This is a genomic window from Paractinoplanes toevensis (assembly GCF_018332695.1).
Lineage (GTDB): Bacteria > Actinomycetota > Actinomycetes > Mycobacteriales > Micromonosporaceae > Actinoplanes > Actinoplanes toevensis.
In genome coordinates this window covers 42,932-68,492 of the sequence record NZ_BOQN01000002.1, presented here as the reverse complement: position 1 = coordinate 68,492, position 25,561 = coordinate 42,932, and the positions used below count along the sequence as shown (strand labels likewise).

Genomic DNA, 25,561 nt, shown 5'->3' with positions numbered 1-25,561 from the left:
GGAGATCGCCCGATGAGGACAGGTGCGGCCGCCGGGCATGTCGGCTATTACCACGAGGCCGCGTGCTACGGGTCCGACGACGAACTGCTCGCCCTGGCCCTGCCGTTCCTGCTGGACGGGGTCGCGGCCGGCGAGCCGGCGGTGGTCTCGCTCGGCGAGCACGGCGCCGAGGTGCTGCGGGCCGCGCTACCGGCCGGCAGCGGGGTCACCTTCCTCACCGGTGGGACGATCTACGCGCGCCCGGCCGCCGCCATCCGGGCCTATCGCAAACTGCTCGCCGACTACGTCGCCGGCGGTGCCACCCAGATCCGCATCATGGGCGAGGTGTGGCCGGGCAATGTCGGTGTGACCTGGGGCTCGTGGGCTCGGTACGAATCGGCCATCAACCACGCGTACGACGATTTCCCGCTCTGGAGCATGTGCGCCTACGACACCCGGCGCGTCCCGGAGCACGCGGTGGCGGACGTGCTGCGCACCCATCCGCGCTCGGCGATGCCGGACGGCCGGCACGTCGCCAACACCGGCTACACCGAGCCGACGCTCTACCTCGGCGAGTCCCACGAGCCGGTCCCGGACCCCCTTCAGCACACCGAACCGCAGGTCGACCTGGTCGACCCGGCCCTGTCCGAGGCCCGCGCGGCGGTGCGCGCCGCCGATCACGGCCACCTGCCGGCCGACGAGGTCGACGACTTCGTGGTGGCGGTCAGCGAGGCGGTGGCCAACGCCCAGCTGCACGGCCGGGGCCCGGTCCGGATGCGGCTGTGGAGCGGCACCGACCGCATCGTCGCGACGGTCACCGACGCCGGCGCCGGCCCCAAGGACCCGTTCACCGGCCTGGTGCCGGTGGGCGACGGCGCCGCCGGCGGGCTGGGCCTGTGGATCGCCCACCAGACCTGCAACCACGTCGTCCTGCACCGGCACGCCGACGGTTTCACCATCCGGCTGACCGCGGGCAACCCGCAGCACTGAGGTTGGGCCGGCCGCCGGGCGCCGTGACGCCCGGCGGCCGCCGGATCAGCCGGCCGGCAGGATCAGGACCTGACCGGGGATGATGCGGTCGGGGTTGGTGATGATGGCGCGATTGAGGGTGAAGATCTCGGGCCAGCGGTTCTGGTCGCCGAGCTTGGCGGCGGCGATGCCGCTGAGCGTGTCGCCCCGGGAGACCGTGTGCAGTCGCGGGATGGGGCCGACCGGCTGCTTCGGCGGCAGGACGAACACCTGGCCGGGGAAGATGCGGTCGGGGTCGCGGATCAGGGCCTGGTTGAGCGCGTAGATCTGCGGCCAGCGGTTGGCGGCGCCGAGCTTGGCCGCCGCGATGCTGCTCAGGGTGTCGCCGGCCTGCACCGTGTGGGTCGCCGGCGGCTGGCTGCCGGCCAGCACGCCGGCCAGGCGCAGGATGTCGGCGAGCTCGAAGGTGCCGGGCTTCGCCGACGGCAGGGACGGGGTCCAGCCGGGCTGGGTCAGGATCGAATCGGTGCTGCGCCGCACCAGGCCGACCAGGACCTCGGCGACCAGGGTGCTGCCGACCGGGCCCAGGTGGGCGCCGTTGTGGAAGTGCCGCGCCTCGGCGAGGACGTAGAACCACAGCGGCGTACGGAACTGGAAGCCGCCCGCCTCGAGGGCGATGCGCTGCTCGTCGCTGATCGCGGCGGCCAGTACCTCGTCCTTGGTGAGCACCTGCACGCCGATGTGCTCGGCGACGGCCTGACCGGTGGGCAGCCGGAGACGGTAACCCCGCAGCAGGTTGCGCACCGCCAGCCGGGCGGCCAGGTCGGGGGTCTCGGTGGCGCCGGTCAGGTTCTTCAGCGCGAACAGCGCCGCGAACTCGTTCTGCTTGAACGTGGCGAGACCCGGGTCGAGCCGCCGCGTCTTCATGACCGCGTCGCCGTCGCCGATGATGTTCTGCCACTGGATGATCCAGTTGTCCGGGAGCGTGTTGAAGCGGTCGCTGATGTTGCCGCTGAGCGCGGTGAACGTGAACAGCAGTTCCAGCGAGGCCGGGATCGCGCCCAGGTTGAAGTTGCTGTTGAAGTCGTACTCCGCGCGCACCATCGTGTGCCCGAAGCGGTAGCCGGCGACGGAGAACTCGAGCGGCATGAAGTTCGGCTCGGAGAACGGGTCGAACCAGCGGTTGCCGTTGGTCACCACGTCGTCCACGATCGCCGGGTCGGCGACCCGTTTGAGGAAGTCGTGCACCACCACGTGCTGGTAGTGCTGCCGCAGCACCCGGCGCGCGTCCTCGAAGGACAACCCCTGGTCGACCAGCGCGTTGTGCGCCCGCAGGAACGCCACGTGCAGCTGCGAGATGATCAGATTTTCGTCGTTGCGCGGGTCGCCGATCACCGCGGCCCGGTCGTGCTCGATGTTGCCCTCGTCGCGCGGCTCGCGCGGCAGGTCGTGGAAGTCGTCGGCCTCCGTGCCGGCCGGCCGGGCGGTCGGCGGGGTGGTGCTCCTCAGCAGCTCGACGGTGCCCAGCTGCATCTTGTTGCCGTCGGCCGGGTCGTGCGGTGCCGGCAGGCCGTAGACGCTGTCCAGGTCGAGCGTGGGTGTGCGGTGGTTGAGCAGCGCGTTGCGGATCGCCGCCACGTTCAGCGGAGTCATCGCCGGGTCGAGCAGCTGGGCCATGGTGGCCGAGCCGAAGCCCTGCTGGATCTCCAGCGTGATGTCGTGGTCGACGAACTGGCCGAAGTACGTGTACGCCGCCGGGATCGGGCTGTCCTCGCCCGCCGTATCGGTGTCCACCATGGACGAGCCGAGGTTCTTGAGCAGTTCCGGCGTGTTGGCGCCCTGCGGTAGAAGGTTGGCCTCGTCGTCCTGCAGGCTCGGGAACAGGAAGTCGAAGCTCTGGCTGCCCGCCGGGGTGGTCAGCGCGAACGCTGCGGTCCTGGCGACGCCGACCTCGGCGAGGCCCGATTCGGCGGATTGGATGTCGTTCTCGGTGATTGAACGTCCGTGTCCGAGACGCGGCATGTTCGATCACTCCCCCCATGAAGTGATGGTGAACGGCCGGATTCAATTGCCGGTCACGATAGGTAACTGGCGCAACTCGAACAGGCAGCTATCCGACAGATTGTCCTATTCGGAACCGGTGGTGGCGAAACCTGTCCGATAGGCGACGACGACCGCCTGCACCCGGTCGCGGACGCCGAGCTTGGTCAGGATGCGGGCCACGTGCGTCTTCACCGTGGTCTCGGCCACCACCAGCTCGGCGGCGATCTCGGCGTTGGACCGGCCGCGCGCGATCAGCCGCAGCACGTCCAGCTCGCGCTCGGTCAGGGCGGCCAGCTCGGGCGGGCGGCCGACCGGCTCGGCGGGCGCGGCGAACCGCTCGACCAGCCGGCGGGTGATCGACGGCTCGATCAGCGAGTCGCCGGTGGCGGCCGCTCGCACCGCGGCGATCAGCCGGCTGGACGGCGCGTCCTTGAGCAGGAAACCGGCGGCTCCGGCGTGCAGTGCGCGGTACACGTACTCGTTCTGGTCGAAGGTGGTCAGCACCACGATCGTGGGCGGATCGGGCTGCCGGAGGATCTCCTCGGTGGCGGCCAGGCCGTCCATCTCCGGCATCCGGATGTCCATCAGGATCACGTCGGGCGCGGCCAGCTGCGCCTGCCGGATCGCCTCGGTGCCGGTGGCCGCCTCGGCCACCACCTCGATGTCGCCCTCCGTCTCCAGGATGACCCGGAAGCCGGTGCGCACGAGGGTCTGATCGTCGGCGACCAGGACCCGGATCTTCGGCACGCCACGATTCTCCCGCTCACGGCGTCGTCGCCGGGTCCTCCCTGCGGAGGATGGCGGCCCGGCAAATCGTCCTTGCGGAAGACGAGGGCTACGACCGCCGATCCCTAGCGTCATGGCCATCAATCAACAAAAGCCCCAGGGGAGTACGCCATGACCAAGATCCGGCCGCTCGACTATCTGCTCGCCGCCCTGATGACCGCCGCCGGTGTCTTCCTGATGTGGGAGAACATCAACGCCGGTAACGACCCCTCGCTGATCCACCCGGCGTCGACCGACTCGTGGCTGGTCGTGCCGGCCTTCCTGATCGTCACCGTGCCGATCCTGTGGCGCCGGTGGAACCCGGCCGCGATCGCCGGGATCACCGCCGTGGCCACCGGCCTGCACGTCCTGGCGTTCGGCTGGCTCACCCGCTGCGGCGTGGTGCTGCCGCTGTCGTTCGCGCTCGCGTATGCCATCGCCCGTTACGCCGGCACCCGCCGCGATCACCTGCTCGGCCTGGCCGCGGTCGTGGTTCTGCTGGTGATCACGCTGTTCCGGGACTCGTCGGCCGACCTCGCCGGCGCGTTGCCGATCGCTCTTCCGGGCGCCGCCCTCTTCTACGGTGCCGGGTTGCTGGTCCAGAATCGGGTCAGCAAGAAGCAGGAGCTCAGCGAGAAGCAGCCGGCGACGGTGTGAGGAGCTCGGCCGTGGGTGAGATCTTCCGTGGGGTCAAGGGCCGCGACTGGCTGCTCGCGGGAGTTCTCACCGGGCTCGCTGCGCTGCTGGCCCTGATGAACATCACCGCCGAGGACACCGGCACCCATTCGTGGCTGCAGCTGCCGGTGTTCGTGGCGGCGTTCGTCCCGGTGCTGTGGTGGCGGCGCGGCGTCCTGGTCGCGGTGAGCGTCTCGCTCGGCGTGATGGTGCTGCACGACCTGCTGTTCGGCTGGGTGACCCGGTGTGGTGCGGGGCTGCCGCTGGCGTTCGTGTTCGCGTTTCTCGCAGCACTGTCCTACGGGCGTACCAAAGCTTGGATCGGTTGTGCTCTGGCGGTCGCCGAAACGGGCGCCGTCCTGGTGGTGGACGCGTCGGCCGGCCCGGGTGCCCTGGTCCTGGCGCTGCCGGTGGTGCTGATCGTGTTCGGCGTGGGCCGGGCCGCGCGGCACCGGTCGCTGCTGAACCAGCAGCTGGCGGCCCGCGACGAGGAACTGCGGCAACTGCGCGACGACCGGGCCGCGCTGATCGTGGCGGACGACCGGGCGCGGCTGTCCCGGCAGCTCGACGGCCTGCTGCAGGAACGTCTCGATGAACTGACCCGGGCCGCCGAGTCGGCTCTCGATCTGCCACCGGACCGGAAGCGGGCGGAGTTCCGATCGATCGAGGAGGGCGGCCGGCAGACCATGGACGACATGCGGGAGATCGTCGGGTTGCTGCGCGGCGGTGAGGTCGCCCTGGCGCCGGCGCCCACGGTCGCGCACCTCGACGCGCTGCTGGCCCGGCACCGTTCGCCGCAGTCCCGGCTCACCGTGACCGGTGACCCTCGATCGCTGCCGGCCGCGGTCGAGCTGTCCGCCTACCGCATCGTGGAGTACCTGGTGAGCGCGCTCGGCGAGCGTCCGGTGCAGGTGGCGGTGCGGTTCGAGGACGACGCGCTGGAGATCCGGGTGCAGGGTTCGGTCGGGCGCGGCGCCGACCTGCGGGCGGCCGTGGCCCGGGTGCGCGAGCGGGCGAAACTGCACGCCGGCTCGGTGGACGTGAAGCTCGCGCGGGGTTCGGCCCGCGTGGTGGCCCAGTTACCCGTCCTGGGGTGAGCGGGGTGCTCATCACCGCTTGCCTGATCGGGAGTGGGCTGGCCTTGCTGTGGTGGCGCACCCGTCCCCGGGCGGTGGCCCTGACCGGCGGCGCGCTGTGGCTGGCGGGCGCGGCGCTCGCCGGGCCGGGCCGGTTCCCCGATCTCGCCTTCGTGCTGATGGCTCTGCTGTCGACCGTGGCGGGGCTGGGTTTCCGCAGCTACTGGGCCGGCGTCGGGCTGGCCGGTTACCTGGTCGCGCTCTTCGCCGTGCTCCATCTGACCACCGGCGAGACCAACCCGGTCCCGCTGATCATCTTCGGGGTCCCCGGCTTCCTGGCCGGCGTCATCCTGCGGCTGCGGCGGGAGACCGCCGAACAGCTCGCCGACCGCAACCGCGAGCTGGAGGAGGAACGGGAGCTCTTCGCCGAGCTGGCCCTGCGCCAGGAACGGGCCCGGATCGCCGCCGAACTGCACGACATCATCGGCCACGCGATCAGCGTGATGATCATCCAGGCGGCGGCCGGGCAGCGGCTGGTCGACCGCGATCCGGTCGGGGCCCGGGCGGCCCTCGAGGCGATCGCCGAGTCGGCCCGGCAGGGGCGCGGCGACCTGCGGCGGCTGGTCGACCTGCTCGGCGGCACCGAGGTGAACGGCCCCGACCTGGCGCTGATCGAGGAGGTCGTCACCCGGGCGGCGCGCAGCGGCCTGGACGTGACCTGCCGGTTCGAGGGCGACCGCGAGGGGGTGGCCGCGCCGGTCGCGCACCTCGCGTTCCGGGTGGTGCAGGAGAGCCTGACGAACGCCCTGCGCTACGCGCCGGGCTCGGCCGTGCGGGTCACGGTGAGCGGTTCGGATCGCGATCTGGCCGTACGGGTGGAGAACGATCCCGCCGCCGCGGAGCCACCCGGAGTGCCGGGCACCGGCCACGGGCTGACCGGTCTGCGCGAGCGGATCCAGCAGCGTGGCGGCCAGTTCACGGCCGGGCCGACCGAGCGCGGCGGCTGGCTGGTGCGGGCCAGCCTGCCTCAGGGGGCGAGCGCGTAGGAGCCCTTGCCGGCCCGCTTCACCGTGTACATCGCGTGATCCGCCTCGCGCAGCAGCGAGTCGCCGTCCCGGGTCAGTTCGCCGGCCGTCGCCACCCCCACGCTCGCGCCGACCCGCGCCTCGCCGAAGCCGGCCAGCAGCACCGGCTCCTCGACCGCCCGGACCAACCGGCTCGCCACCTCCCGCGGGTCCGCGCCCGGGGTCAGCAGGACCGCGAACTCGTCGCCGCCGATCCGGGCCACCGTGTCCTCCGCCCGCACGCAGGCCGTCATCCGGAGGGCGATCTCGCGGAGCAGGGTGTCCCCGGCGGCGTGTCCCCACCGGTCGTTGACCTCCTTGAAGTCGTCCAGGTCGATCAGCATGGCCGCCACCGCGCCGCCGGCCGCGATCGCCGCGTCCAGCCGCTCGGCGTACAGCGATCGGTTGGGCAGGCCGGTCAGGCCGTCGTGGAAGGCGTGGTGGTGCAGCCGGGCGGCCAGGGCGTCGCGCTGGGCGAGGGTCTCGCGCAGCCCCTCCTGGGTCTCGTGCAACTCTCGTACCTTGGTGTCCAGTTCGCCGAGCAGGCGGGCGTTCTCCCGGAACGCCATCAACTGGCGCAGCACCACGAGCGCGGTGCTGACGGCCGCGCCGGCCAGCGCGATCGGCACGGTCGGCGACCCGTCCCGGACCACCGCGACGGAAAGCAGCAGGTAGGTGACGGCGATCGCGCCGTACGGAAGCAGGCTGTACGGCCTGCGCGGCCGCGGCGCGAGGTTCTCGGCCTTGCGGCCCAGCTGGATCTGGTTGACCCGCAGCGCGATCGCCAGCCCGGCGTGCGCGGCGATCGTGCAGGCCAGGTACCAGTGCAGGCGACCGCCGCCGAGACCGTCGCGGCTCACCAGGTCCGCGCCCGACTTGATGGCGGCCGCGCTCGCGCCGATGATCCCGCACGCCCGGGTGAACGGGGCCGTGCCCGACATGACCAGCTTGGCCACCACGAAGACGCACAGCAGCAGGATCACCGGGCCGCTGAGCACCTTGAGCAGGGCGGCGGGCAGGTCGGGAACCACCATGTACCAGCCCACGACGGCGGCGGCCACCATCACGGTGGCCACGTCCATCCAGAACCGGATGCGTTCGCGGCGCGAGCCGAACCCCAGCGGAACCGTGAGCAGCGTCAGCATCAGCAGCGCGCTGCCCACCGAGAGGGTGATCATCTGGATCCGGCCGCCGGTCGCCGCCACGGCGGCGTACGGGTCGCGGGCGGCCGTGCCGATCTGGGCGAGGTCACCGAGCAGGTAGACGACACCGGCCGCGGTGACCGCCCGCCAGAACCGGCGCAGCGGTGGCGTCAGGCCGGGCATCCGGGACGTGGACCGGGCCACCCAGATCAGGCAGACGTGGATGATCGCCACCACGATCCAGGTGATCGGGGTGGAGTCGAGGCCGGCCGCGTACAGCGCGACCACCAGGGCCGTTCCGGTGAGCAGGCCGGTCAGTAAGCGATCCACGCCGGCCGTGATCGGCATCGGCGGCCGGGATTCAAGTCAATGCGTCAATCGGCACACAGCAGCTTGTCGAGACGGACCGGCAGGTCGCGAACGCGGACGCCGGTCGCGTGCCACACCGCGTTGACGATCGCGGCGGGGGAGCCGACGATGCCGATCTCGCCGATGCCCTTGCTGCCCATCGGGTTGAGCTGGTCGTCCCGCTCGTCGAGCCAGGCCGCGTCGATCGACTCGACATCGGCGTGCGCGGGGATGTGGTAACCGGCCAGATCGTGGTTCATCCACTCGCCCATCGCCGGGTCGAGCACGCCCTCCTCGTGCAGGGCCATGCCCATTCCCATGATCATGCCGCCGAGGAACTGGCTGCGGGCGGTGCGCGGGTTGAGGATGCGGCCGGCGGCGTACATGCCGAACAGCCGGGAGACCCGCACCTCGCCGGTGACGGCGTCGACGCGTACCTCGGCGAAGTGCGCACCGAACGCGTGCCGGCCCTCGGTCTCCTGCTTCTCGATCAGCTCGGTGGTGTCGAAGACGGCCTCGTCGCCGCCCGTCTCGCGCAGTTGCCGGCAGGCGCCGGTGACGGCCCAGCCCCAGGACGCGCTGCCCGAGGAGCCGCCCGCCACCGAGGCCTTGGGCAGGGTGCTGTCGCCGATCCGGACCCGCACCCGGTCGACCGGCACGCCCAGCGCGTCGGCCGCGATCTGGGTGAGGATCGTGCGGGCTCCGGTGCCGAGGTCGGCCGCGCCGATCGCGACCTCGAAGTCGTCGCCGACGGCGCGCACCCGGGCGGTCGACGGCTGCGCCATGGTCGGGTAGATCGCCCCGGCCACGCCGGTGCCGATCCACCAGTCGCCCTCGCGGCGCTGCCGCGGTCGTGGGTCGCGGCCGGCCCAGCCGAAGCGCTCGGCCCCGGTCCGCAGGCACTCGACGTAGTGGCGGCTGGTGAACGGGGTGCCACCCTCCGGCTCGGCGGCCGGCTCGTTGCGGACGCGCAGCTCGATCGGGTCGATCCCGAGCTTCTCGGCCAGCTCGTCGAGCGCGCACTCGAACGCGGCCATGCCGGGCGCCTCACCGGGTGCGCGCATCCACCGGGGTGTCGGCATGTCGAGGCGGAGCAGGCGGTGACCGGTACGCCGGTTCGGCGCGGCGTACATGTGCCGGGTGACGACCGCGGTCTGCTCGGCGTACTCGAGGATCCGGCTGCTCTGCCCGATGGCCGCGTGGTCGATCGCGGTGAGCGTGCCGTCCGGGTCGGCGCCGAGCCGGATCTGCTGGATCGTCGGGGTGCGGTAGCCGACCAGGCTGAACATCGCCTGCCGGGGCAGCACCAGCTTGACCGGGCGGCCGACCACCCGGGCCGCCATGGCGGCGAGGACCGCGTTCGGCCGGGCCGAGCCCTTCGAGCCGAAACCGCCGCCGACGTGCTCGGTCACCACGTGCACGCGCTCGGGTTCGAGGCCGAAGACGCCGGCGACCGTGGCGGCGATCCCGGACGGGTGCTGGTTCGAGTCGTAGAGGGTCAGGTCGTCGCCGGCCCAGCGGGCGATGGTGGCGTGCGGCTCCATCGGGCTGTTGTGCAGCGCCGGCGTCGAGTAGGTGACGTCGACCGTGACGGGCGCGGCGGCCAGCGCGGCGTCGACGTCACCGCTCGCGGTCTCGCTGGGAAAGGCCGGGTTGACCTGCTCCGGCGTGTAGAGGCCGGGATGGTCGGCGCGCAGCACCGCGTCGTGCTCCTCGGCGGTGATGTCGAGCTGCAGCACCTGGGCGGCGCGGCGGGCCGCCTCCAGGGTCTCGGCCACGACCAGCGCGACCGGCTGACCCCGGTAGCTGATCCGGTCCGACTGCAGGACGTCCAGTTCCGGGTCGTCGGCCGGCTCGAGCCGCGGGGCGTTTCCGTGCCACAGGACGGCGATGGCGTCGGCCGTCGGGTCGGCCAGCACGGCGTTGAGCCGGCCACGCGGCACCGGGGACTGGACGATCCAGCCGTGCACGACGTCGTCCTGCGGGTATTCGGCGGCGTACCGGGCGGCGCCGGTGACCTTGGCCGGTCCTTCGAGGCGGGCCAGCGGTGTGCCCACGGTCGCGGTCATCGGGCCTCCCCGGCCGAGGCCAGCCGGGTGAGAACCGCGGCGGTCAGGTTGCGGGTCAGGGTCGTCTTGTACGCGTTGTCGCGCAGCGGCCGGGCGGCGCGCAACTCCTCGTCGGCGGCGGCCAGGAAGTTCTCGTGGGTGGCCGGCCGCCCACGCAGCAGCCGTTCGGCGGTGGTCGCCCGCCACGGCCTCGGCGCGACCGCACCCCAGGCCAGCCGCACGTCCCGGACCAGGCCGTCGGCGACGTCCAGGGCCGCGGCGACCGAGCCCACGGCGAAGGCGTAGGAGGCCCGGTCGCGGGCCTTGCGGTACGCCGACCGGGTGGCGAACGGCAGCGCGGGCAGGTCCACCGCGGTGATCATCTCGCCGTGGTCGAGAACGGTGTCCAGGTCCGGCCGGTCCCCGGGCAACCGGTGCAGCTCGGTCACCGCGATCGTCCGCTCGCCGGTCGCGCTCTCCACCCGGACCTGCGCGCCGAGGGCCGCGAGCGCCACCGCCATGTCCGACGGGTGGGTGGCGATGCACGCCTCGGAACCGCCGAGGATCGCCAGGTTGCGGTGGTCGCCGGCGCGGGCCGGGCAGCCGGAGCCGGGCGCCCGCTTGTTGCACGGCGTGCTCGGGTCCATGAAATAGGTGCACCGGGTGCGCTGCAGCAGGTTGCCGCCGGTGGTCGCCATGTTGCGCAGCTGCCCTGAGGCGCCGGCCAGCAGTGCCTGGCTGAGCACCGGATAGCGTTCGCGGATGCGCGGATCGGCGGCCAGGTCGCTGTTGCGGACGGTGGCGCCGACCCGCAGGCCGCCGTCCGGAAGATCGGTGATCCGGTCCAGCGGCAGCTTGGTGACGTCGACCAGGACGTCCGGCGTGGCCACGCCCAGCTTCATGAGGTCGACCAGGTTGGTGCCGCCGGCCAGGAACGCGGCGTCCGGCGCGAGGACGGCGGAGGCGGCGGTAGCCGTACGGTATTCGAAGGTCTTCATTCGCCGGCCGCCTGCCTGATCGCCGGGACCATGTTGGGATAGGCGCCGCAGCGGCACAGGTTGCCACTCATCCGCTCGCGGATCTCGGCGTCGCTGAGCAGGTCGTCGCCGGGTGTGGTCACCGCGCTCGGCCGGCCCTGCTTCACCTCGTCGAGCATGCCGACCGCCGAGCAGATCTGCCCCGGCGTGCAGTAGCCGCACTGGAAACCGTCGTGGTCGAGGAAACCGCGCTGCACCGGGTGCGGCCGCTCGGCGGTGCCCAGGCCCTCGACGGTGGTCACCTCGGCCCCCTGCTGCGCGACGGCCAGGATCAGGCAGCTGTTGACCCGCCGCCCGTCGAGCAGGACGGTGCAGGCGCCGCACTGACCGTGGTCACAGCCCTTCTTGGCGCCGGTCAGGCCGAGGTGCTCGCGCAGCAGATCGAGCAGGGTGGTGCGCGGGTCCAGGTCGAATTCGTACTCGACCCCGTTGACGATCAGCTTCACCTCGGAGAGATTGCCCGGGAAGTGCCGGATAAACCCGCGCGTCACGGATACGCTGACGAAGTGCACCTGATCGTCGAGGTCGGCAGTCGGCTCGACCCGGACATCAGCTGGCCGGAGGGTGCCGCCCTGACAATGTTCGCGGGCGAGCCGGTCCAGTTGATGATCTTCCTGAGCCGGCCGCATCCGCTGGAGGTCCAGGCTGTCGCGACACCACCGACCCAGTTCGCCTGGGTCGACGGTGAGGACGCCGGAGTTCTTCTCTACCGTCTGGGCCCGGTGCTGGGCTGGTCCCAGGTGCCGTATTCCCCGCACCTGTTCGGGCCCGAGGACGGCCTGCCCGGGGTGGACGTCGACCCGGTCGTGCAGATCGTCCTGGTCGACCGCGACACCAACACCGTCATGGCGATGCACCGCGTCGGCTGGCCGGAGGAGTTCGCCGCCCAGGTCCGCGCGTCGGTGGTCCGGATGCGGGACTCGTTCCACACCCAGGCCGCCTACGAGCATGCCCTGGCCGCGTTGCAGCGCCGCTTCCCGTCGCCGGAGGACCTGGTCACCGACCGGGCCGACGCGTTCTGCACGGCCACCGAACGCTAGGACAGGCCCTGGTCACGGGGCGGCGTTCAGCAGATCCAGGGCGCTGTGCTGGCAGCCGTGGTTCGTGCCGCGGAACGGGCCGGCCCAGTGTGATCCGTACGCGTCCAGGGTGTCCCGGTCGTTGTTGTAGGCGCTGTCCGCGTTGCGCTGCAGGTAGGCGTTGTAGGCGCCACCGGTCGCCGCGTTGAGCACGCCCAGCCCGCGGATCGCGGCCCCCTTGAACGAGACCCCGTCGCCGCCGCACGCGTCCGGCTCGTTCGGCTCGCGCAGGATGCCGCCGGGGGAGAGGTAACCGCTGGCGGTCATCGCATCGCCGATCCGGCGTGCGGTGGCGAGCGCGCCGGCGTCCCCGGTCAGACGATTCAGCTCGACCAGAGCATTGATCAAAACCCCTTGGTTGTACGTCCATGTCACGTCGCCGTTGTTCCGGCAGGTGCTCAGGTTGACGCCGTCGTTGACCAGGTTCTGGCTGTTGAGCATGCCGGTGCTCGAGAACCAGGTCCAGCCGGCCTGGGCCCGCTGCCGGTAGACCGTGTCCCCGCCGATGCGCCGGCTCAGCGCGGCATTGAGCTGGATGTAGAGGCTGTTCGGGATGGCGTTCTTCACCGTCCGGGCGGTGCTCCAGTACACGCCGCCGCCGCAGCGGGTGTCCCAGTTGGCGTACATCCAGTCGGCGTCGGCGCGGGCGGTGTTCAGGTAGCGGCTGTCGCCGGTCAGGTCGTAGGCCGCCACCCAGGCCAGGCCCCACCAGCCGGTGTCGTCGAGGTACTCGTTGCGGAACTGGCCCTGCGCCGCGTTGATCTGCTTGTCGTAGGTGCTGGCGATCGCGTACCGGTAGCTGTTCATGCCGCTGCGCTGGATGTTGCCGATGATCGCGGTGAGCGCGTTCGCGCCGGTCCACCAGCCGTTGGTGTCGAACAGTCCGGTGCCGCGGTCGAAGCGCATCATCAGCGCGGTGGCCGCGGCGGTACGCCGGTCCCAGGCGTTCCAGGTGCTGCGCGTCCAGGCGGTACAGACGATCTCCGGCCGGTCGCCGGCCTTGCCGCAGGCGCGCAGGGCGCCGACGCCGTTGCTGCCCCAGTCGTCGACGTTGAACTGCGCGGTCCGCCCGCCGGTGGTGTCGCCGAGCCGGGAGCCGTCCGCCCAGCTCCGGCCGCCGTCGAAGGACCGGTCCAGCCACACCTCGTCGCCCGCCTGGCCGTTCTCGATCGAGCCCCAGGCCATCGCGTCGGTGTCGTTGACGTGCACCTTGACGACCCGGCCGTAGATGCTCGTGGACACCGGCACCCGGTCGGCGGGCGCGAGTGCCGCGTCCCGGCCGTCGCAGTACCGATTGCAGACGGTGGCCGCCGCGGCGACCGGTGTGACCAGGGATGCCGCCGCGACCAGGGCCGCGGTGCCGGCGCTCAGAAACATAAAGTTAACAATCCTATTAGATTGTTGCCTGTCAATGTGTGGGCCGACCGGCTGCCTCAACGGGCAATCGATGCTTCCCCGATGCCTCCGCCGATTTAAGGCTTCTTTATGAAAGCCCCGGATACCGTCCTGCGATCAAGACGTTCGACTAGTCGATCGAGGTTACCGATGGTGTCTGTCATGGCTGAACGACGTCCGCTGCAGCTCGAGGCTCTGGCCGGGCGGAAGCTGGAGTACGTACGGCTCGACTCCACCGTCGTGCTCGGCCTGTCCGGCGGCGGCCAGGTCGTGATCGAGACCCCCGCGCTGCTGGTCGGCGCGGACGGCCCGTTCGCCGTGCTGCCCGGCGTCACCTCGTCGGAGGTCCTCGCGACCCTGCTCGGCGACACCGTGCGGACGGCGCGGGCGCGCGACACCGGTGAGCTGGAGATCGGCTTCGCCGGCGGCGCGCGGCTGCTGGTCGGCGCCGACGACGACTACGAGTCCTGGGCCGTCATCGGCCCGGACGGCCTGCTGATCGTCTGCCTGGCCGGCGGGGAACTGGCCGTCTGGGGCTGACCCGCGGGCACGAAAGAGCCCGGCCGATCCGCATCGGCCGGGCTTTCGCGTTATGTGGTCAGACCAGGTCGAAGCGGTCCAGCTCCATGACCTTCGTCCAGGCCGCGACGAAGTCGGTGACGAACTTCTCCTGGGCGTCCGAGCTGGCGTAGACCTCGGCGAGGGCGCGCAGCTGGGAGTTGGAGCCGAAGATCAGGTCGACCGCGGTGGCGGTCCACTTCAGCTCGTCGGTGGTGACGTCGCGGATCTCGTAGACGTGCTCCTCCTTCTCCGCCGCCTTCCACCGGGTGCCCGGGGAGAGCAGGTTGGCGAAGAAGTCGTTGGTCAGCACGCCCGGCTTGTCGGTGAGCACGCCGTGCTGGGTGCCGCCGAAGTTGTTGCCGAGCGCGCGCAGGCCGCCGACCAGGACGGTCATTTCCGGTGCGGTCAGGTTGAGCATGTAGGCCCGGTCGACGAGGAGCACCTCGGGCTGGGTCTTCTCGCCGGGGCGCAGGTAGTTGCGGAACCCGTCGGCCCGCGGCTCGAGGACCGCGAACGACTCGACGTCGGTCTGCTCCTGGGTCGCGTCGGTGCGGCCCGGCCGGAACGGCACGGTCACCTGGACGCCGGCGTCGCTCGCGGCCTTCTCGACGGCGGCCGAGCCGGCCAGCACGATCAGGTCGGCGAGCGAGATCTTCGCGCCACCGGCCGCGTTGAACTCCTGCTGGATGCCCTCGAGAGCGGCCACCACCTCGGCGGCCGGGGCGTTGACCTCCCAGCCGCGCTGCGGCTCGAGGCGGATGCGGGCACCGTTGGCGCCACCGCGCTTGTCGGTGGACCGGTAGGTCGCGGCCGACGCCCAGGCGGTGCCGACCAGCTGGGCGGTGCTCAGGCCGGACTCGAGCACCTTCGCCTTGAGGGCGGCCACGTCGGCGTCGCCGACCAGCTCGTGGTCGACGGCCGGGACCGGGTCCTGCCACAGCTGGGCCTCGGGTACCCACGGGCCGAGGAACCGGGCGACCGGGCCCATGTCGCGGTGCAGCAGCTTGTACCAGGCCTTGGCGAACGCCAGCGCGAACTCGTCCGGGTTGGCCAGGAAGCGGCGGGAGATCTTCTCGTACGCCGGGTCCACGCGCAGCGCCAGGTCGGTCGTCAGCATCGTCGGCCGGTGCTTCTTGGCCGGGTCGTACGCGTCCGGGATGATCTCGTCGGTGGTCTTGGCGACCCACTGCTTCGCACCACCGGGGCTGGTGGTGAGCTCCCACTCGTACCCGAAGAGGATCTCGAAGAAGCGGTTGCTCCACTGCGTCGGCTTGTCGGTCCAGGTGACCTCGAGGCCGCTGGTGATCGCGTCGGCGCCCTTGCCGCTGCCGTGGGTGCTCAGCCAGCCCAGGCCCTGCGCCTCCAGCTCGGCACCCTCGGGCTCGGGGCCGACGTGGCCGTCGGCGACACCGGCACCGTGGGTCTTGCCGAACGTGTGGCCGCCGGCGATGAGGGCGACGGTCTCCTCGTCGTTCATCGCCATGCGACCGAACGTCTCGCGGATGAAGTAGGCCGAAGCGGCCGGGTTCGGGTTGCCGCCCGGGCCCTCCGGGTTGACGTAGATGAGACCCATCTCGGTCGCGCCGACGCCCGGCAGCACCTCCTTCTCGGAGACGTAGCGGCCCTCGGCGAGCCAGGTGTCCTCCGGGCCCCAGAAGATCTCCTCGGGCTCCCAGACGTCCACCCGGCCGAAGCCGAAGCCGAAGGTCTTGAAGCCCATCGACTCCAGGGCGACGTTGCCGGCCAGCACGAGCAGGTCGGCCCAGGAGATCTTCTGGCCGTACTTCGCCTTGACCGGCCAGAGCAGGCGGCGCGCCTTGTCCAGGTTCGCGTTGTCCGGCCAGCTGTTGAGCGGGGCGAACCGCTGTCCGCCGTCGCCGGCGCCGCCGCGGCCGTCCTCGATGCGGTAGGTGCCCGCCGCGTGCCAGCTCAGCCGGATCATCAGGCCGCCGTAGTGCCCGAAGTCGGCCGGCCACCACTCCTGCGAGGTGGTCAGCACCTCGGTGATGTCCCGCTTGATCGCGTCGACGTCGAGCTTCGCGAACTCCTGGGCGTAGCTGAAGTTCTCGCCCAGCGGGTTGCCCTTGGACGAGTGGGCGTGCAGCACCGACAGGTCGAGCTGGTTGGGCCACCAGTCCCGGTTGCCGTGCGGACGGCCGCCGGTCTTCGGGGTGGGCGCGTCGATCGCCGGGTTCTCGCTCTCGCTGCCGTGCGAGGTCACGGAGTCATGTGCGACCGGGCAGCCGGACGCCGCATTGTCCTGGGTGTCGCTCATCTGGTTCCTTCCGAGCTGGCGCTTTCGGTGGGCTTGGTGCTGGTCGCGCAGTCGGGACAGACGCCCCAGTAGACGACCTCCGCCTCGTCGATCACGAACCCGTGGTCGTCGGAGGCGGTGAGACAGGGTGCATGGCCGGCGGCACACTCGACGTCGGCGATCGCCCCGCAGGAGCGGCACACGACGTGGTGGTGGTTGTCCGCCACCCGGGATTCGTAGCGGGCGGTCGCACCGGCGGGCTGGATGCGCCGGATCAGGCCGGCGTCGGTGAGCGCTCGTAATACGTCGTACACCGCCTGGTGGGAGACCGTGGGGTGATCGGCCCGAACCAGGTCGATCACCGCGTCGGTGTCGACGTGCGGATGGTCGCGCAGAGCACTCAGCACCGCCAGCCGGGGCCTGGTCACCCGCAACGAGACGGCCCGGAGCTGCGCCTCGAAGTCCGGTGTCACCCGAGGAACCTTAGGCCCTTATCTGGAATGAATCAAGTTTGTCGTAAGCGGGGATCGGGGGCGGATGGGCGACCTACGTGTGCGACGGGCTCGCCGGCGGCGTTCCGCCTATGAGCTCTCGAAACCGGCCAGCCAGGTGGTGAGGATCGCCTCCAGCCGGGCGGCATCCTCGGGGGACAGCTGGTCGAGCAGGCGGCGCTCGTTGCGCATGTGCTCGGTGAAGGCCTGGTCGATCAGGTCGCGGCCGGCGTCGGTCAGGGCCACCACCCGGCCGCGGCCGTCGCTCGTGCTCGGGCGGCGGGTGACCAGGCCGTCGCGCTCGAGGCGGTCGATCCGCTTGGTCATGGCGCCGGTGGTGACCATGGTGTGTGCGGCGAGCTCGCCCGGGGCGCGTTCGAACGGCGGGCCGGCCCGGCGGAGCGCGGCCAGCACGTCGAACTCGCCCTCGCCGAGGCCGAAGCGCCGGTAGACGACCTGGAGCTGCTCGGTCAGGTGGCCGGCGACGCGGTGCAGGCGGCCGATCACCCCCTGCGGGCGCACGTCCAGGTCGGGGCGCTCCCGGGCCCAGGCCTCCTGGATGCGGGCTACGTGGTCGCTCATGGTTCCACTATAGCTTCCGAGGAAGCTATAGTAGCTTCCATGGAAGCTAATTTGCGATGGACCGCCGTTACGGCGCTCGCGCCGATCGCGTGGGGCACGACCTACTACGTCACCCATCGATACCTTCCGGCCGACTACCCGCTGTACGGCGCGGCCATCCGGGCCCTGCCGGCCGGGGTGCTGCTCCTGCTCGTCCGCCGCCGGCTGCCGACCGGCTCCTGGTGGTGGCGGTCGCTGGTGCTGGGTGCGCTCAACATGGGCGCGTTCTTCGCCCTGATCTACCTCGCCGCGCAGACCCTGCCGACCAGCATCGCGTCGACGATCATGGCGACCTCGCCGGTGATGCTGATGCTGTTCGCCTGGGCCGCGATGTCCGAGCGCCCGCGGGCCGTCCACCTGGCCGGCGCCGGTATCGGCGTCGCCGGCGTCTGCCTCATGCTGCTGACCGGCCCGGTCGCGGTCGACGCCGGCGGCGTCCTCGCGTCGGTGTCGGCCATGGTGATGTCGTCGTTCGGCTACGTGCTGGCCAAGAAGTGGAGCAGCGACATCGACGTGTTCTCGCTGACGTCGTGGCAGCTCGTCGCGGGCGGCCTGATCCTGCTCCCGGCGGCCGTCCTGGTCGAGGGCGCGCCACCGGCCCTGGGCGCAGGCGCCGGCCTCGCCTTCGGTTACGTCACCGTGGTGGCCACCGCGCTCGCCTTCGCCGCCTGGTTCGCCGGACTGCGGCACCTCAGCGCCGGCACGGTCGGCCTGGTCGGACTGCTCAACCCGGTGACCGGCGTCCTGCTCGGCACCGCGGTCGGCGGCGAGACCCTCTCCGTACAGCAGGTCTCCGGCCTTGTCCTGGTTTTTCTGGGTGTTCTCCTCGGCCAGCCGATCGCGAGCCGGGTGCTGGCCATCACACGCGCCCGCGCATCCGCCGTGACTAGGTTCGGTTCATGAGCACACTCGGTAACAGCGGCATCGAGGTCTTCCCGCTCGCCCTCGGCGGCAACGTGTTCGGCTGGACCAGCGACGAGGCGACGTCCCACCGGGTCCTGGACGCGTTCGCCGAGGGCGGCGGCAACTTCGTCGACACCGCCGACGGCTACTCGGCCTGGGTTCCCGGCAACTCGGGCGGCGAGTCGGAGACCATCATCGGCAACTGGCTGACCGCCCGCGGCAACCGCGACCGCGTCGTCATCGGCACCAAGGTCAGCCAGCACCCCCAGTTCCGCGGGCTGGCCGCCACCAACGTCGCCGCGGCGGCGGACGCGTCGCTGAAACGGCTGAAGACCGACTACATCGACCTCTACTACGCGCACTACGACGACCCGAACACCCCGATCGAGGAAACGGCGGGCGCCTTCGACGCCCTGGTCAAGGCCGGGAAGGTACGCGCGATCGCGGTCTCCAACTACACCGCCGACCGGGTCCGGGAGTGGTTCGAGGCGGCCCGCCGCAACGACCTCACCCTGCCGGTGGCGATTCAGCCGCACTACAACCTGGTGCAGCGGGCCGCCTACGAACGGGACATCGCCCCGGTCGCGGCGGCCGAGAACCTGGCCGTCGTGCCCTACTACGCGCTGGCGAGCGGCTTCCTGACCGGCAAGTACAAGACCACCGACGACCTGTCCGGCGCCCGGGCCGGCGCGGCCCGCGGCTACCTCAACGAGGCCGGCCTGGCGGTCGTGAAGGTCTTGGAGGACGTCGCGTCCGGCCACGGCGTGGCCCCGGCGAGCGTTGCCCTGGCCTGGCTGCGCGGCCGCCCCGACGTCGCCGCACCGCTGGCCAGCGCTCGCACCGTCGAGCAGTTGCCCGCCCTGATCGCCTCGGCGACCCTGGACCTCGACGCCGACGAGCGCCGGGCCCTCGACGAGGTCTCCGCCCAGCTTCCCGGATGATTGCGCCGGTTGCCGACACTGGGCAGATGACGACGCCGCATCGCGCGCGAACCGCGCTCATCTGGTTCATCGTGGCGGCCGCCGCCGTACCCCTGCTGTGGCTCTTCATCTCCTCGGCCGGCAGCCGTGAGTTCATCGATCCGCCCGGCGACGCGCGGCGGACCCTGGTCGCGGCCGCGCTGGTCGCCGGGGTCTGGGCGGCGATCGCCGGCACACTTCTCCGCCCGGCGGTCGCCGCGCTCGCGGCGGCCGCCGGCGGCCTCGCGCTGATCGGGGCGACCGCGGCGGTGCTGCCGGCCGGCTACGCCGCCGCCGGGTCGCAGTACGACCTCGGGCCCGGCTTCGCGGCCGAGGCGTGGGGCATCGCCGCGCGGGGCGCGGTGCTCATCCTGCCGGGGATGGCCATCGGGTACGCCGTCGCCTTCCTCACCCGCAGGCTGACGCCGTACGCCGAGCGGCCCCCGACCGGCTGGGTCTTCGCCGCCGCGGCCCTGCTGTTCCTCTTCGTGGACGCCCTCGGGCTGGCCGCCGCGCCGGGGCACCGGCTGGTCACCGGTCCGCTGCTGGACTGGATCGCACCGGCCTGAGCGCCTTCGGCCGGGCGAACTTCGAGCGGTACGCCGAGGCGCTCAGGCCGAAGTGGGAGCGGAAGCGGCGGGCGAAGTAGTTCGGATCGGGCCAGCCGACCGACTCACCGATGGCGTTGATCGGGCGGTCGCTGTGCAGCAGCTGTTCCGCGGCCAGCTCGACCCGGTGCCGGGACAGGAACGCCATCGGTGGCAGGCCGGTGGCCAGCTTGAACAGCCGCACCAGGTAACCGGGGGCCAGGTGCAGGTCGGTGGCCAGCTCGGTGAGGGTCCACGGGTGCGCCGGGCGGGCCTCCATCCGGCGCATGGCCTCGACGACCGAGGGATGCACGCGCTCCGCGGTCGCGCCGGTCGTCCCGGCCTCGCCGAGTGCCGCGCGGGCCACATGGCCGAGGGCCAGCGACAGCCGGGCGATGATGTCGCCGCGGTGCAGCCGCAACGACTCGGCGGCGAGCCCGCTCATCGCGTCGAGATGTTCCACACACGCGGCCAGCTCCGGCTCGGGCAGGTGGGTGCTGAGAACGCCGCGGCGCTGACCCGCGTACGGGCCGGTCCAGAGCAGGTGACCGAGCAGCGGATCCTCGCGGGTCCAGGCCAGCTCGCGGTGCAGCAGCTCGGCCGAGAAGCAGCAGTTGTGCACGACCAGGTCGGTGCATTCCTCGTAGCCGTGCCACACGCCGGGCCGCAACAACACCACGTCACCGATGGTCAGCGGGTCGAGGCCGGCCTGGGTGCGGTGCGAGCCGGCGCCGCCGACCACGATCGCCATCTCGACGAAGCTGTGGGTGTGCAGTGTCATCTCGGCCTCGTGCAGATGCCGTCCGGCGTACGCGATGGAGTCGTCCCCGAAGTGCACCAGGGTGTAGGTCTGCCGAATCGTGTCGCCGTGCATCGCCCGAGGCTAACCGCTTGATCAAATGCGCGCGGCGATTGGACAGCGTGCAAAGTTAGCCTTACCTTACCTCCGTGCGCCCCAGGACCATCGGGAGACTCGGAGTCTTCGTTGTCACGGTGGCCCTGCTCGGCGTGGTCGTGGTCCTCAGCCTGATGGTGGGCCGGCAGGCGATCTCACCCGGCGAGGTCATCCGTGCCCTGCTGCCCGGCGCCACCGGCGACAACGCCGACATCGTGCGCGGGCTGCGGCTCGAGCGCACGGTCATCGGGCTCGTCGCCGGTCTCGCCCTCGGCGCGGCCGGCGCCCTCATGCAGGCACTCACCCGCAACCCGCTCGCCGACCCCGGCCTGCTCGGGGTGAACGCGGGTGCCGCCGCCGCGGTGGTCACCGGGTTCGCCTTCTTCGGCGTCGCCGACGGCTTCGCCCAGACCGGGCTCGGCCTGGCCGGCGCCGCGGTCGCGTCGGTGGTGGTCTACCTGCTCGGCAGTGGTTCCCGGGAGGCCGCCACCCCGGCCCGGCTCGCGCTGGCCGGAACCGCCCTGACCGCGGTGCTGTTCTCCTACATCAACGCGGTGGCGATGAAGGACCAGGCCAGCTTCGACGAGATGCGGTTCTGGGTGGTCGGGTCGGTGGTCAACCGCGGCTACGACCGGCTGCTCATCGCGCTGCCGCTGATCGTCGTCGGCGTGCTGCTGGCGCTGGCCATGACCCCGGCGCTCAACGCGCTCTCGCTCGGCGACGACAGCGCGCACGCGCTCGGCCTCGGCGTCGGCCGGGCCCGGATCGCCGTGGCGGTGGCCATCACCCTGCTGTGCGGCGCCGCGACCGCGGTGGCCGGGCCGATCGTCTTCGTCGGCCTCACCGTGCCGCACGTCGCCCGCCGGCTGGTCGGCGCCGACCAGCGCAAGGTGGTGCCGCTGTCGATGCTGCTGGCCGCCGGCTTCCTGGTCTTCTGCGACACCCTCGGGCGGGTCGTCTCGGGCGGCGCGGAGATCCAGGCGGGCATCGTGACGGCCGTCCTCGGCGCCCCCGTCTTCATCGCGCTGGTGCGTCGCCGTACGTTGGTTGCGGCATGATCACCGTCCCGGTGGTGAAGGCCGGCCCGTGGTCGGTCCGGGTGCGGCGCCGCGCGGTGCTGGTATCCGTACTCCTGCTGGTGGCCGTTGTCGCCGTTGTCGTCGTTTCGCTCTCCGCCGGGGTCAACTCGTTCCCGATCCCGCGGGTGATCGCGGCCGTGCTGGGCAACGGCACCCCGGCCGAGAAGCTCATCGTCGCCGAGCTGCGCCTGCCCCGGGCGGTCCTGGCCGTGCTCGTCGGCGTCGCGCTCGGCGTCTCCGGCGCCATCTTCCAGCAGATCACCCGCAACCCGCTGGGCAGTCCGGACGTCGTCGGCTTCACCACCGGCGCCTCGACCGGCGCGCTCGTCGTGCTGCTGGTCCTGCACGGCGGCCTGGTCGCGACGTCGTTCGGCGCGGTGGCCGGGGGAGCGGTGACCGCGCTGCTGGTCCTGCTGCTGTCGTCCCGGCACGGGGTGGCGCCGCTGCGGCTCGTGCTGGTCGGCATCGGCGCGGCCGCCATGCTCAACTCGCTCAACTCGCTGCTGATCGTGCGGGCCCAGGTCTACGACGCGCAGAGCGCCTCGGTGTGGCTGGTCGGCAACGTGGTCGGCGGCGACTGGTCGGACGTGCGGCTGATCGGCGGGATTCTTGGCATCGGCCTGCTGGCCTGCGTGGTGCTGTGGCGGCCGCTCACGCTCAGCGAGTTCTCCGACGAACGCTCGATGAGCCTCGGCCTGCCGGTCGGGCGCACCCGGGTGCTCGCGATCGCGGCCGGCGTCCTGCTCGCCTCCGGTGCCGTCGCGGTGGCCGGCCCGATCCAGTTCATCGCGCTCACCGCGCCGCAGGTGGCCCGCCGGCTGACCGGCACCGAGGGCGCCAACCTCACCGCCTCCGGGCTGACCGGCGCCCTCCTACTGCTGGTCGCCGACCTGGCCGCCCGGGAGGCGTTCCAGCCGCGGCAACTGCCGGTCGGCGTGCTCACCGGCATCGTCGGCGGTGCCTATCTCGCGTGGCTGCTGGGCCGCGAATGGCGGAAAGGACGCGCATGACGCGGTTACGCGCGGAGAACGTCGCGCTCGGCTACGACGGCACCCGCATCGTGCACGACCTCGACCTGGTCGTCCCGGACGGCTCGTTCACCGCCATCGTCGGCGCCAACGGCTGCGGCAAGTCGACGCTGCTGCGCGGGCTCGCCCGCCTGCTCAAACCGGAAACCGGCGCGGTCGTGCTGGACGGGAAGGCCATCCATGACCACCCCGCCAAGGAGGTGGCGCGGCGGCTCGGGCTGCTTCCGCAGTCCCAGACCGCACCCGAGTCGATCAGCGTCGCCGACCTGGTCGCCCGCGGGCGCTATCCGCACCAGTCGCTGCTGCGCCAGTGGTCACCGGCCGACCAGGCCGCGGTTACCGCGGCACTGGAGATGACCGGCACCGCCGACCTCGCCTCGCGGCCGTTCGACGAGCTCTCCGGCGGCCAGCGGCAACGCGTCTGGCTCGCGATGGCCCTCGCCCAGGAGACCGGCATCCTGCTGCTCGACGAGCCCACCACCTACCTGGACATCGCCCACCAGATCGAGGTGCTCGACCTGTGCGCCCGGCTGCGCGCCGAGCGGGGCTCCACCCTGGTGGCCGTCCTGCACGACCTGAACCTCGCCGCCCGTTACGCCACCCACCTGGTGGCCATGAAGGACGGCGCGATCGTGGCGGAGGGCGACCCCACCACGATCATCACCCCCGAGCTCATCGAGCTGGTCTTCGGACTGCCCTGCCGCATCATCACCGACCCGGAGTCGAACACGCCCCTGGTCATTCCGCGGCACCACCCCGGAAAGGAAACCTCTTGAACAGCCGATTGACCCGCCTGGCCGGCGCCGCCCTCGCGGTGACCGTGTCGCTCGCCCTCACCGCCTGCGGCGGCGACGACTCCGCCGAGCCCGCCGCGAGCGCCACCGCGTCGGGGCCGTTCGAATACAAGGACGCCCTCGGCAAGGACATCAAGCTCGACCAGACGCCGACCACGGTGGTCGCGCAGAGCAGCGTCGCGGCCGCGTTGTGGGACGCCGGATTCCAGGTCAAGGGAGCGTACGGCGAGCTCAAGCCGGACGCCGCGGGCAAACTCAGCTATCAGGCCGGCTCGCTCGACCTGAGCAAGGTCACGGTCGTCGGCAGCACCTACGGTGAGTTCGACACCGAGAAGTACGCCCTGATGAACCCGCAGCTGCTCGTCGACTACACGTTCGACAACAAGGCGCTGTGGTACGTCCCGGCCGCCCAGTCCGAGAAGATCCTCAGCCTCGCGCCCGGCCTCGCCGTGCCCGGCAACTACAAGACCACCGACGAGGCCATCTCGACCATGGTCGACCTGGCCGGCAAGCTCGGCGCCGACACCAAGGGTGCCGCGCTGACCACCGCGAAGACCGACTACGAGTCCGCCCTCACCGCCGTCGGTGAGGCCGCCAAGACCTCCGGCCTGAAGGTCGCCATCATGTCGCCCGGCACCGACAGCCTCTACGTCGCGGACCCGGCGCAGCTGCCCGAGGGCAACACCCTGAAGAACGCCGGCCTCGACGTGATCAGCCCGCCCAACCCGAAGAACGAGGTCTTCGCGCAGTTCAGCTGGGAGAAGGCGGTCGACTTCAAGGACGCCGACGTCATCCTGGTCGACGCGCGCACCTACGACGCCTCGAAGGCCGACCTCGCGAAGGTTCCGACCTGGGCCAACCTGCCCGCCGTCAAGGCCGGCCAGGTCTACCCGTGGTACGCGGCCGCGCCGTACTCGTACCAGTCGTACGCGAAGATCTACAACGAGCTGGCCGGTGAGCTGAAGAGCGCCAAGAAGCTCAGTTGAGTTTTATCGACCTCGGCGGCCGCCGCCTGCACCTGCGCACCGCGGGTGCGGGCGGCGTCACCGTCGTGTTCGAGGCGGGGCTCGGCATGTCGGCGGTGTGCTGGGGTCTGGTGACTCCGCTCGTCGCCGCGCACGCCCGCACCGTGGTCTACGACCGGGCCGGCATCGGGGCCAGTGACGACGGCCCGCGGCCCCGCACGCTGGCCGCGCTGGCCGACGATCTCGGTGCGCTGCTGCTCTCCGTGCCCGGACCGGTCGTGCTGGTCGGGCACAGCTGGGGCGGGCCGATCGTGCGGCTGGTGGCCTCGCGCCGGATCGCCGACGTGCGGGCTCTGGTCCTCGTCGACCCCTCCGACGAGCACGACGACGACTTCTTCACCGCGGCCACGCGACGGCGGATGGCGGTTGCCGGGCCGCTCACCCGTACGCTCGCCGCGGTCGGGGTTTATCGGGCCGCGGCCCGCATCGGCCGGGCCCTGCCGGCCGACCGCTACGCCCGGTTCCGCGACGAGAACTTCGGCCGGCGCGCGGCGCGGGCCCTCTCCGCCGAGGTCCGCCAATTCCTGCCCGGCCTGGCGTCGCTGCGCGCCGATCCGCCGGATCTCGGCGATCTTCCCGTCACCATCATCTCGGCGGGCTCTGCGGCCCACACTCTTTCCGGCGGGCGCCTGGTCGTCGCCGCCGGGGCCGGGCACAACATCATGTTCACCGATCCCCAGCTGGTTGCCGACGAGATTATCCGCTGCCTGGACCCTATGTAGAAAACCGAGCGAGGGTCGGCTA

The 25,561-nt window shown here is 71.7% G+C and carries 25 protein-coding genes; 14 read left to right on the top strand and 11 right to left on the bottom strand.

The genetic code is table 11. The features are described from left to right. Positions 1–12: 12 nt before the first annotated feature. A complete protein-coding gene (locus Ato02nite_RS01005) occupies positions 13–969 on the top strand; it encodes a sensor histidine kinase (protein WP_213004388.1) in 957 nt (318 codons plus the stop codon). A gap of 45 nt (positions 970–1,014) precedes the next feature. Here Ato02nite_RS01005 and Ato02nite_RS01000 read toward each other — a convergent pair whose 3' ends face one another. After that, positions 1,015–2,970: a LysM peptidoglycan-binding domain-containing protein gene (locus Ato02nite_RS01000; RefSeq protein ID WP_213004387.1), complete on the bottom strand. Its 1,956-nt coding sequence runs from the start codon at positions 2,968–2,970 to the stop codon at positions 1,015–1,017. A gap of 105 nt (positions 2,971–3,075) precedes the next feature. Beyond that, a complete protein-coding gene (locus tag Ato02nite_RS00995) occupies positions 3,076–3,738 on the bottom strand; it encodes a response regulator (protein WP_246605939.1) in 663 nt (220 codons plus the stop codon). Positions 3,739–3,888: 150 nt separating this feature from the next. Here Ato02nite_RS00995 and Ato02nite_RS00990 point away from each other — a divergent pair, with 150 nt between their 5' ends. Genes Ato02nite_RS00990 through Ato02nite_RS00980 form a run of 3 tightly spaced genes read left to right on the top strand, consistent with a single transcriptional unit; the run spans position 3,889 to position 6,553 of the window. Continuing rightward, the gene (locus Ato02nite_RS00990; protein ID WP_213004386.1) at positions 3,889–4,413 is read left to right on the top strand and encodes a hypothetical protein; all 525 of its coding nucleotides are present in this window, start codon (positions 3,889–3,891) and stop codon (positions 4,411–4,413) included. A gap of 11 nt (positions 4,414–4,424) precedes the next feature. Further along, the gene (locus tag Ato02nite_RS00985) at positions 4,425–5,528 is read left to right on the top strand and encodes a sensor histidine kinase (protein ID WP_213004385.1); all 1,104 of its coding nucleotides are present in this window, start codon (positions 4,425–4,427) and stop codon (positions 5,526–5,528) included. A gap of 5 nt (positions 5,529–5,533) precedes the next feature. After that, on the top strand, positions 5,534–6,553 hold the full coding sequence (locus Ato02nite_RS00980) for a sensor histidine kinase (RefSeq protein WP_213004384.1): 1,020 nt from the start codon (positions 5,534–5,536) through the stop codon (positions 6,551–6,553). Here Ato02nite_RS00980 and Ato02nite_RS00975 read toward each other — a convergent pair. From Ato02nite_RS00975 to Ato02nite_RS00960, 4 genes are read right to left on the bottom strand one after another with little or no spacing between them, the layout of a single operon-like run. Next, positions 6,535–8,043 (bottom strand): GGDEF domain-containing protein, encoded by a 1,509-nt coding sequence (locus Ato02nite_RS00975; protein WP_213004383.1) that lies wholly within the window; start codon positions 8,041–8,043, stop codon positions 6,535–6,537. The two genes, Ato02nite_RS00980 and Ato02nite_RS00975, sit on opposite strands and share 19 nt — an antisense overlap. A 44-nt stretch (positions 8,044–8,087) precedes the next feature. After that, complete coding sequence (locus Ato02nite_RS00970; RefSeq protein WP_213004382.1) at positions 8,088–10,130, bottom strand: xanthine dehydrogenase family protein molybdopterin-binding subunit; 2,043 nt, start codon at positions 10,128–10,130, stop codon at positions 8,088–8,090. After that, positions 10,127–11,107 (bottom strand): FAD binding domain-containing protein, encoded by a 981-nt coding sequence (locus Ato02nite_RS00965; protein ID WP_213004381.1) that lies wholly within the window; start codon positions 11,105–11,107, stop codon positions 10,127–10,129. Before Ato02nite_RS00965 ends, Ato02nite_RS00970 begins: the two co-directional genes overlap by 4 nt. Then, complete coding sequence (locus Ato02nite_RS00960; RefSeq protein WP_213004418.1) at positions 11,104–11,592, bottom strand: (2Fe-2S)-binding protein; 489 nt, start codon at positions 11,590–11,592, stop codon at positions 11,104–11,106. Before Ato02nite_RS00960 ends, Ato02nite_RS00965 begins: the two co-directional genes overlap by 4 nt. Positions 11,593–11,652: 60 nt before the next feature. Between Ato02nite_RS00960 and Ato02nite_RS00955 the strand changes: the two genes are divergently transcribed. Further along, complete coding sequence (locus Ato02nite_RS00955) at positions 11,653–12,186, top strand: hypothetical protein (protein ID WP_246605938.1); 534 nt, start codon at positions 11,653–11,655, stop codon at positions 12,184–12,186. Between the two features lie 12 nt (positions 12,187–12,198). Here the strand turns inward: Ato02nite_RS00955 and Ato02nite_RS00950 are convergent, their stop codons facing one another. Beyond that, entirely contained in the window at positions 12,199–13,602 is a 1,404-nt protein-coding gene (locus tag Ato02nite_RS00950; RefSeq protein WP_213004380.1) for a glycoside hydrolase family 76 protein, read from the bottom strand. Positions 13,603–13,782: 180 nt separating this feature from the next. On the opposite strand from Ato02nite_RS00950, the gene Ato02nite_RS00945 reads away from it, so the two are divergent. Further along, the gene (locus tag Ato02nite_RS00945; protein WP_213004379.1) at positions 13,783–14,160 is read left to right on the top strand and encodes a DUF6188 family protein; all 378 of its coding nucleotides are present in this window, start codon (positions 13,783–13,785) and stop codon (positions 14,158–14,160) included. A 58-nt stretch (positions 14,161–14,218) separates the two neighbouring features. Here Ato02nite_RS00945 and katG read toward each other — a convergent pair whose 3' ends face one another. The 3 genes from katG to Ato02nite_RS00930 form a co-directional block, all read right to left on the bottom strand. Next, a complete protein-coding gene (gene katG / locus Ato02nite_RS00940; RefSeq protein WP_213004378.1) occupies positions 14,219–16,456 on the bottom strand; it encodes a catalase/peroxidase HPI in 2,238 nt (745 codons plus the stop codon). Then, positions 16,453–16,908 carry a Fur family transcriptional regulator gene (locus Ato02nite_RS00935; RefSeq protein ID WP_213004377.1) on the bottom strand — a complete coding sequence of 152 codons (456 nt, stop codon included), beginning with the start codon at positions 16,906–16,908 and terminating at the stop codon, positions 16,453–16,455. The genes katG and Ato02nite_RS00935 overlap by 4 nt, the downstream gene beginning before the upstream one ends. Positions 16,909–17,016: 108 nt before the next feature. Then, on the bottom strand, positions 17,017–17,508 hold the full coding sequence (locus Ato02nite_RS00930) for a MarR family winged helix-turn-helix transcriptional regulator (protein WP_213004376.1): 492 nt from the start codon (positions 17,506–17,508) through the stop codon (positions 17,017–17,019). Positions 17,509–17,547: 39 nt separating this feature from the next. Between Ato02nite_RS00930 and Ato02nite_RS00925 the strand changes: the two genes are divergently transcribed. From Ato02nite_RS00925 to Ato02nite_RS00915, 3 genes are read left to right on the top strand one after another with little or no spacing between them, the layout of a single operon-like run. Beyond that, complete coding sequence (locus Ato02nite_RS00925; protein ID WP_213004375.1) at positions 17,548–18,450, top strand: EamA family transporter; 903 nt, start codon at positions 17,548–17,550, stop codon at positions 18,448–18,450. Further along, positions 18,447–19,391 (top strand): aldo/keto reductase, encoded by a 945-nt coding sequence (locus Ato02nite_RS00920; protein WP_213004374.1) that lies wholly within the window; start codon positions 18,447–18,449, stop codon positions 19,389–19,391. The genes Ato02nite_RS00925 and Ato02nite_RS00920 overlap by 4 nt, the downstream gene beginning before the upstream one ends. 26 nt (positions 19,392–19,417) lie before the next feature. Beyond that, positions 19,418–19,978: a hypothetical protein gene (locus tag Ato02nite_RS00915; protein ID WP_213004373.1), complete on the top strand. Its 561-nt coding sequence runs from the start codon at positions 19,418–19,420 to the stop codon at positions 19,976–19,978. Here the strand turns inward: Ato02nite_RS00915 and Ato02nite_RS00910 are convergent. Continuing rightward, complete coding sequence (locus tag Ato02nite_RS00910; RefSeq protein WP_213004372.1) at positions 19,941–20,870, bottom strand: AraC family transcriptional regulator; 930 nt, start codon at positions 20,868–20,870, stop codon at positions 19,941–19,943. The genes Ato02nite_RS00915 and Ato02nite_RS00910 overlap by 38 nt on opposite strands. Positions 20,871–20,989: 119 nt before the next feature. On the opposite strand from Ato02nite_RS00910, the gene Ato02nite_RS00905 reads away from it, so the two are divergent. From Ato02nite_RS00905 to Ato02nite_RS00885, 5 genes are read left to right on the top strand one after another with little or no spacing between them, the layout of a single operon-like run. Next, on the top strand, positions 20,990–21,949 hold the full coding sequence (locus Ato02nite_RS00905) for a FecCD family ABC transporter permease (protein ID WP_213004416.1): 960 nt from the start codon (positions 20,990–20,992) through the stop codon (positions 21,947–21,949). After that, positions 21,946–22,980 (top strand): FecCD family ABC transporter permease, encoded by a 1,035-nt coding sequence (locus tag Ato02nite_RS00900; RefSeq protein ID WP_213004371.1) that lies wholly within the window; start codon positions 21,946–21,948, stop codon positions 22,978–22,980. Before Ato02nite_RS00905 ends, Ato02nite_RS00900 begins: the two co-directional genes overlap by 4 nt. Continuing rightward, complete coding sequence (locus Ato02nite_RS00895; RefSeq protein ID WP_213004370.1) at positions 22,977–23,774, top strand: ABC transporter ATP-binding protein; 798 nt, start codon at positions 22,977–22,979, stop codon at positions 23,772–23,774. Before Ato02nite_RS00900 ends, Ato02nite_RS00895 begins: the two co-directional genes overlap by 4 nt. After that, the gene (locus Ato02nite_RS00890) at positions 23,771–24,778 is read left to right on the top strand and encodes an ABC transporter substrate-binding protein (RefSeq protein WP_213004369.1); all 1,008 of its coding nucleotides are present in this window, start codon (positions 23,771–23,773) and stop codon (positions 24,776–24,778) included. Before Ato02nite_RS00895 ends, Ato02nite_RS00890 begins: the two co-directional genes overlap by 4 nt. Continuing rightward, positions 24,775–25,539, top strand: coding sequence for an alpha/beta fold hydrolase (locus Ato02nite_RS00885; protein WP_246605935.1), 765 nt, complete (start codon positions 24,775–24,777; stop codon positions 25,537–25,539). Before Ato02nite_RS00890 ends, Ato02nite_RS00885 begins: the two co-directional genes overlap by 4 nt. Positions 25,540–25,561: the final 22 nt, after the last annotated feature.

Bases quoted from the DNA above. Each gene is read 5' to 3' on its own strand.
- Ato02nite_RS01005 (WP_213004388.1), top strand. From the start codon at position 13: ATGAGGACAGGTGCGGCCGCCGGGCATGTCGGCTATTACCACGAGGCC.
- Ato02nite_RS01000 (WP_213004387.1), bottom strand. From the start codon at position 2,970: ATGCCGCGTCTCGGACACGGACGTTCAATCACCGAGAACGACATCCAA.
- Ato02nite_RS00990 (WP_213004386.1), top strand. From the start codon at position 3,889: ATGACCAAGATCCGGCCGCTCGACTATCTGCTCGCCGCCCTGATGACC.
- Ato02nite_RS00970 (WP_213004382.1), bottom strand. From the start codon at position 10,130: ATGACCGCGACCGTGGGCACACCGCTGGCCCGCCTCGAAGGACCGGCC.
- Ato02nite_RS00965 (WP_213004381.1), bottom strand. From the start codon at position 11,107: ATGAAGACCTTCGAATACCGTACGGCTACCGCCGCCTCCGCCGTCCTC.
- Ato02nite_RS00950 (WP_213004380.1), bottom strand. From the start codon at position 13,602: ATGTTTCTGAGCGCCGGCACCGCGGCCCTGGTCGCGGCGGCATCCCTG.
- Ato02nite_RS00945 (WP_213004379.1), top strand. From the start codon at position 13,783: ATGGCTGAACGACGTCCGCTGCAGCTCGAGGCTCTGGCCGGGCGGAAG.
- katG (WP_213004378.1), bottom strand. From the start codon at position 16,456: ATGAGCGACACCCAGGACAATGCGGCGTCCGGCTGCCCGGTCGCACAT.
- Ato02nite_RS00930 (WP_213004376.1), bottom strand. From the start codon at position 17,508: ATGAGCGACCACGTAGCCCGCATCCAGGAGGCCTGGGCCCGGGAGCGC.
- Ato02nite_RS00925 (WP_213004375.1), top strand. From the start codon at position 17,548: ATGGAAGCTAATTTGCGATGGACCGCCGTTACGGCGCTCGCGCCGATC.
- Ato02nite_RS00920 (WP_213004374.1), top strand. From the start codon at position 18,447: ATGAGCACACTCGGTAACAGCGGCATCGAGGTCTTCCCGCTCGCCCTC.
- Ato02nite_RS00915 (WP_213004373.1), top strand. From the start codon at position 19,418: ATGACGACGCCGCATCGCGCGCGAACCGCGCTCATCTGGTTCATCGTG.
- Ato02nite_RS00910 (WP_213004372.1), bottom strand. From the start codon at position 20,870: ATGCACGGCGACACGATTCGGCAGACCTACACCCTGGTGCACTTCGGG.
- Ato02nite_RS00900 (WP_213004371.1), top strand. From the start codon at position 21,946: ATGATCACCGTCCCGGTGGTGAAGGCCGGCCCGTGGTCGGTCCGGGTG.
- Ato02nite_RS00895 (WP_213004370.1), top strand. From the start codon at position 22,977: ATGACGCGGTTACGCGCGGAGAACGTCGCGCTCGGCTACGACGGCACC.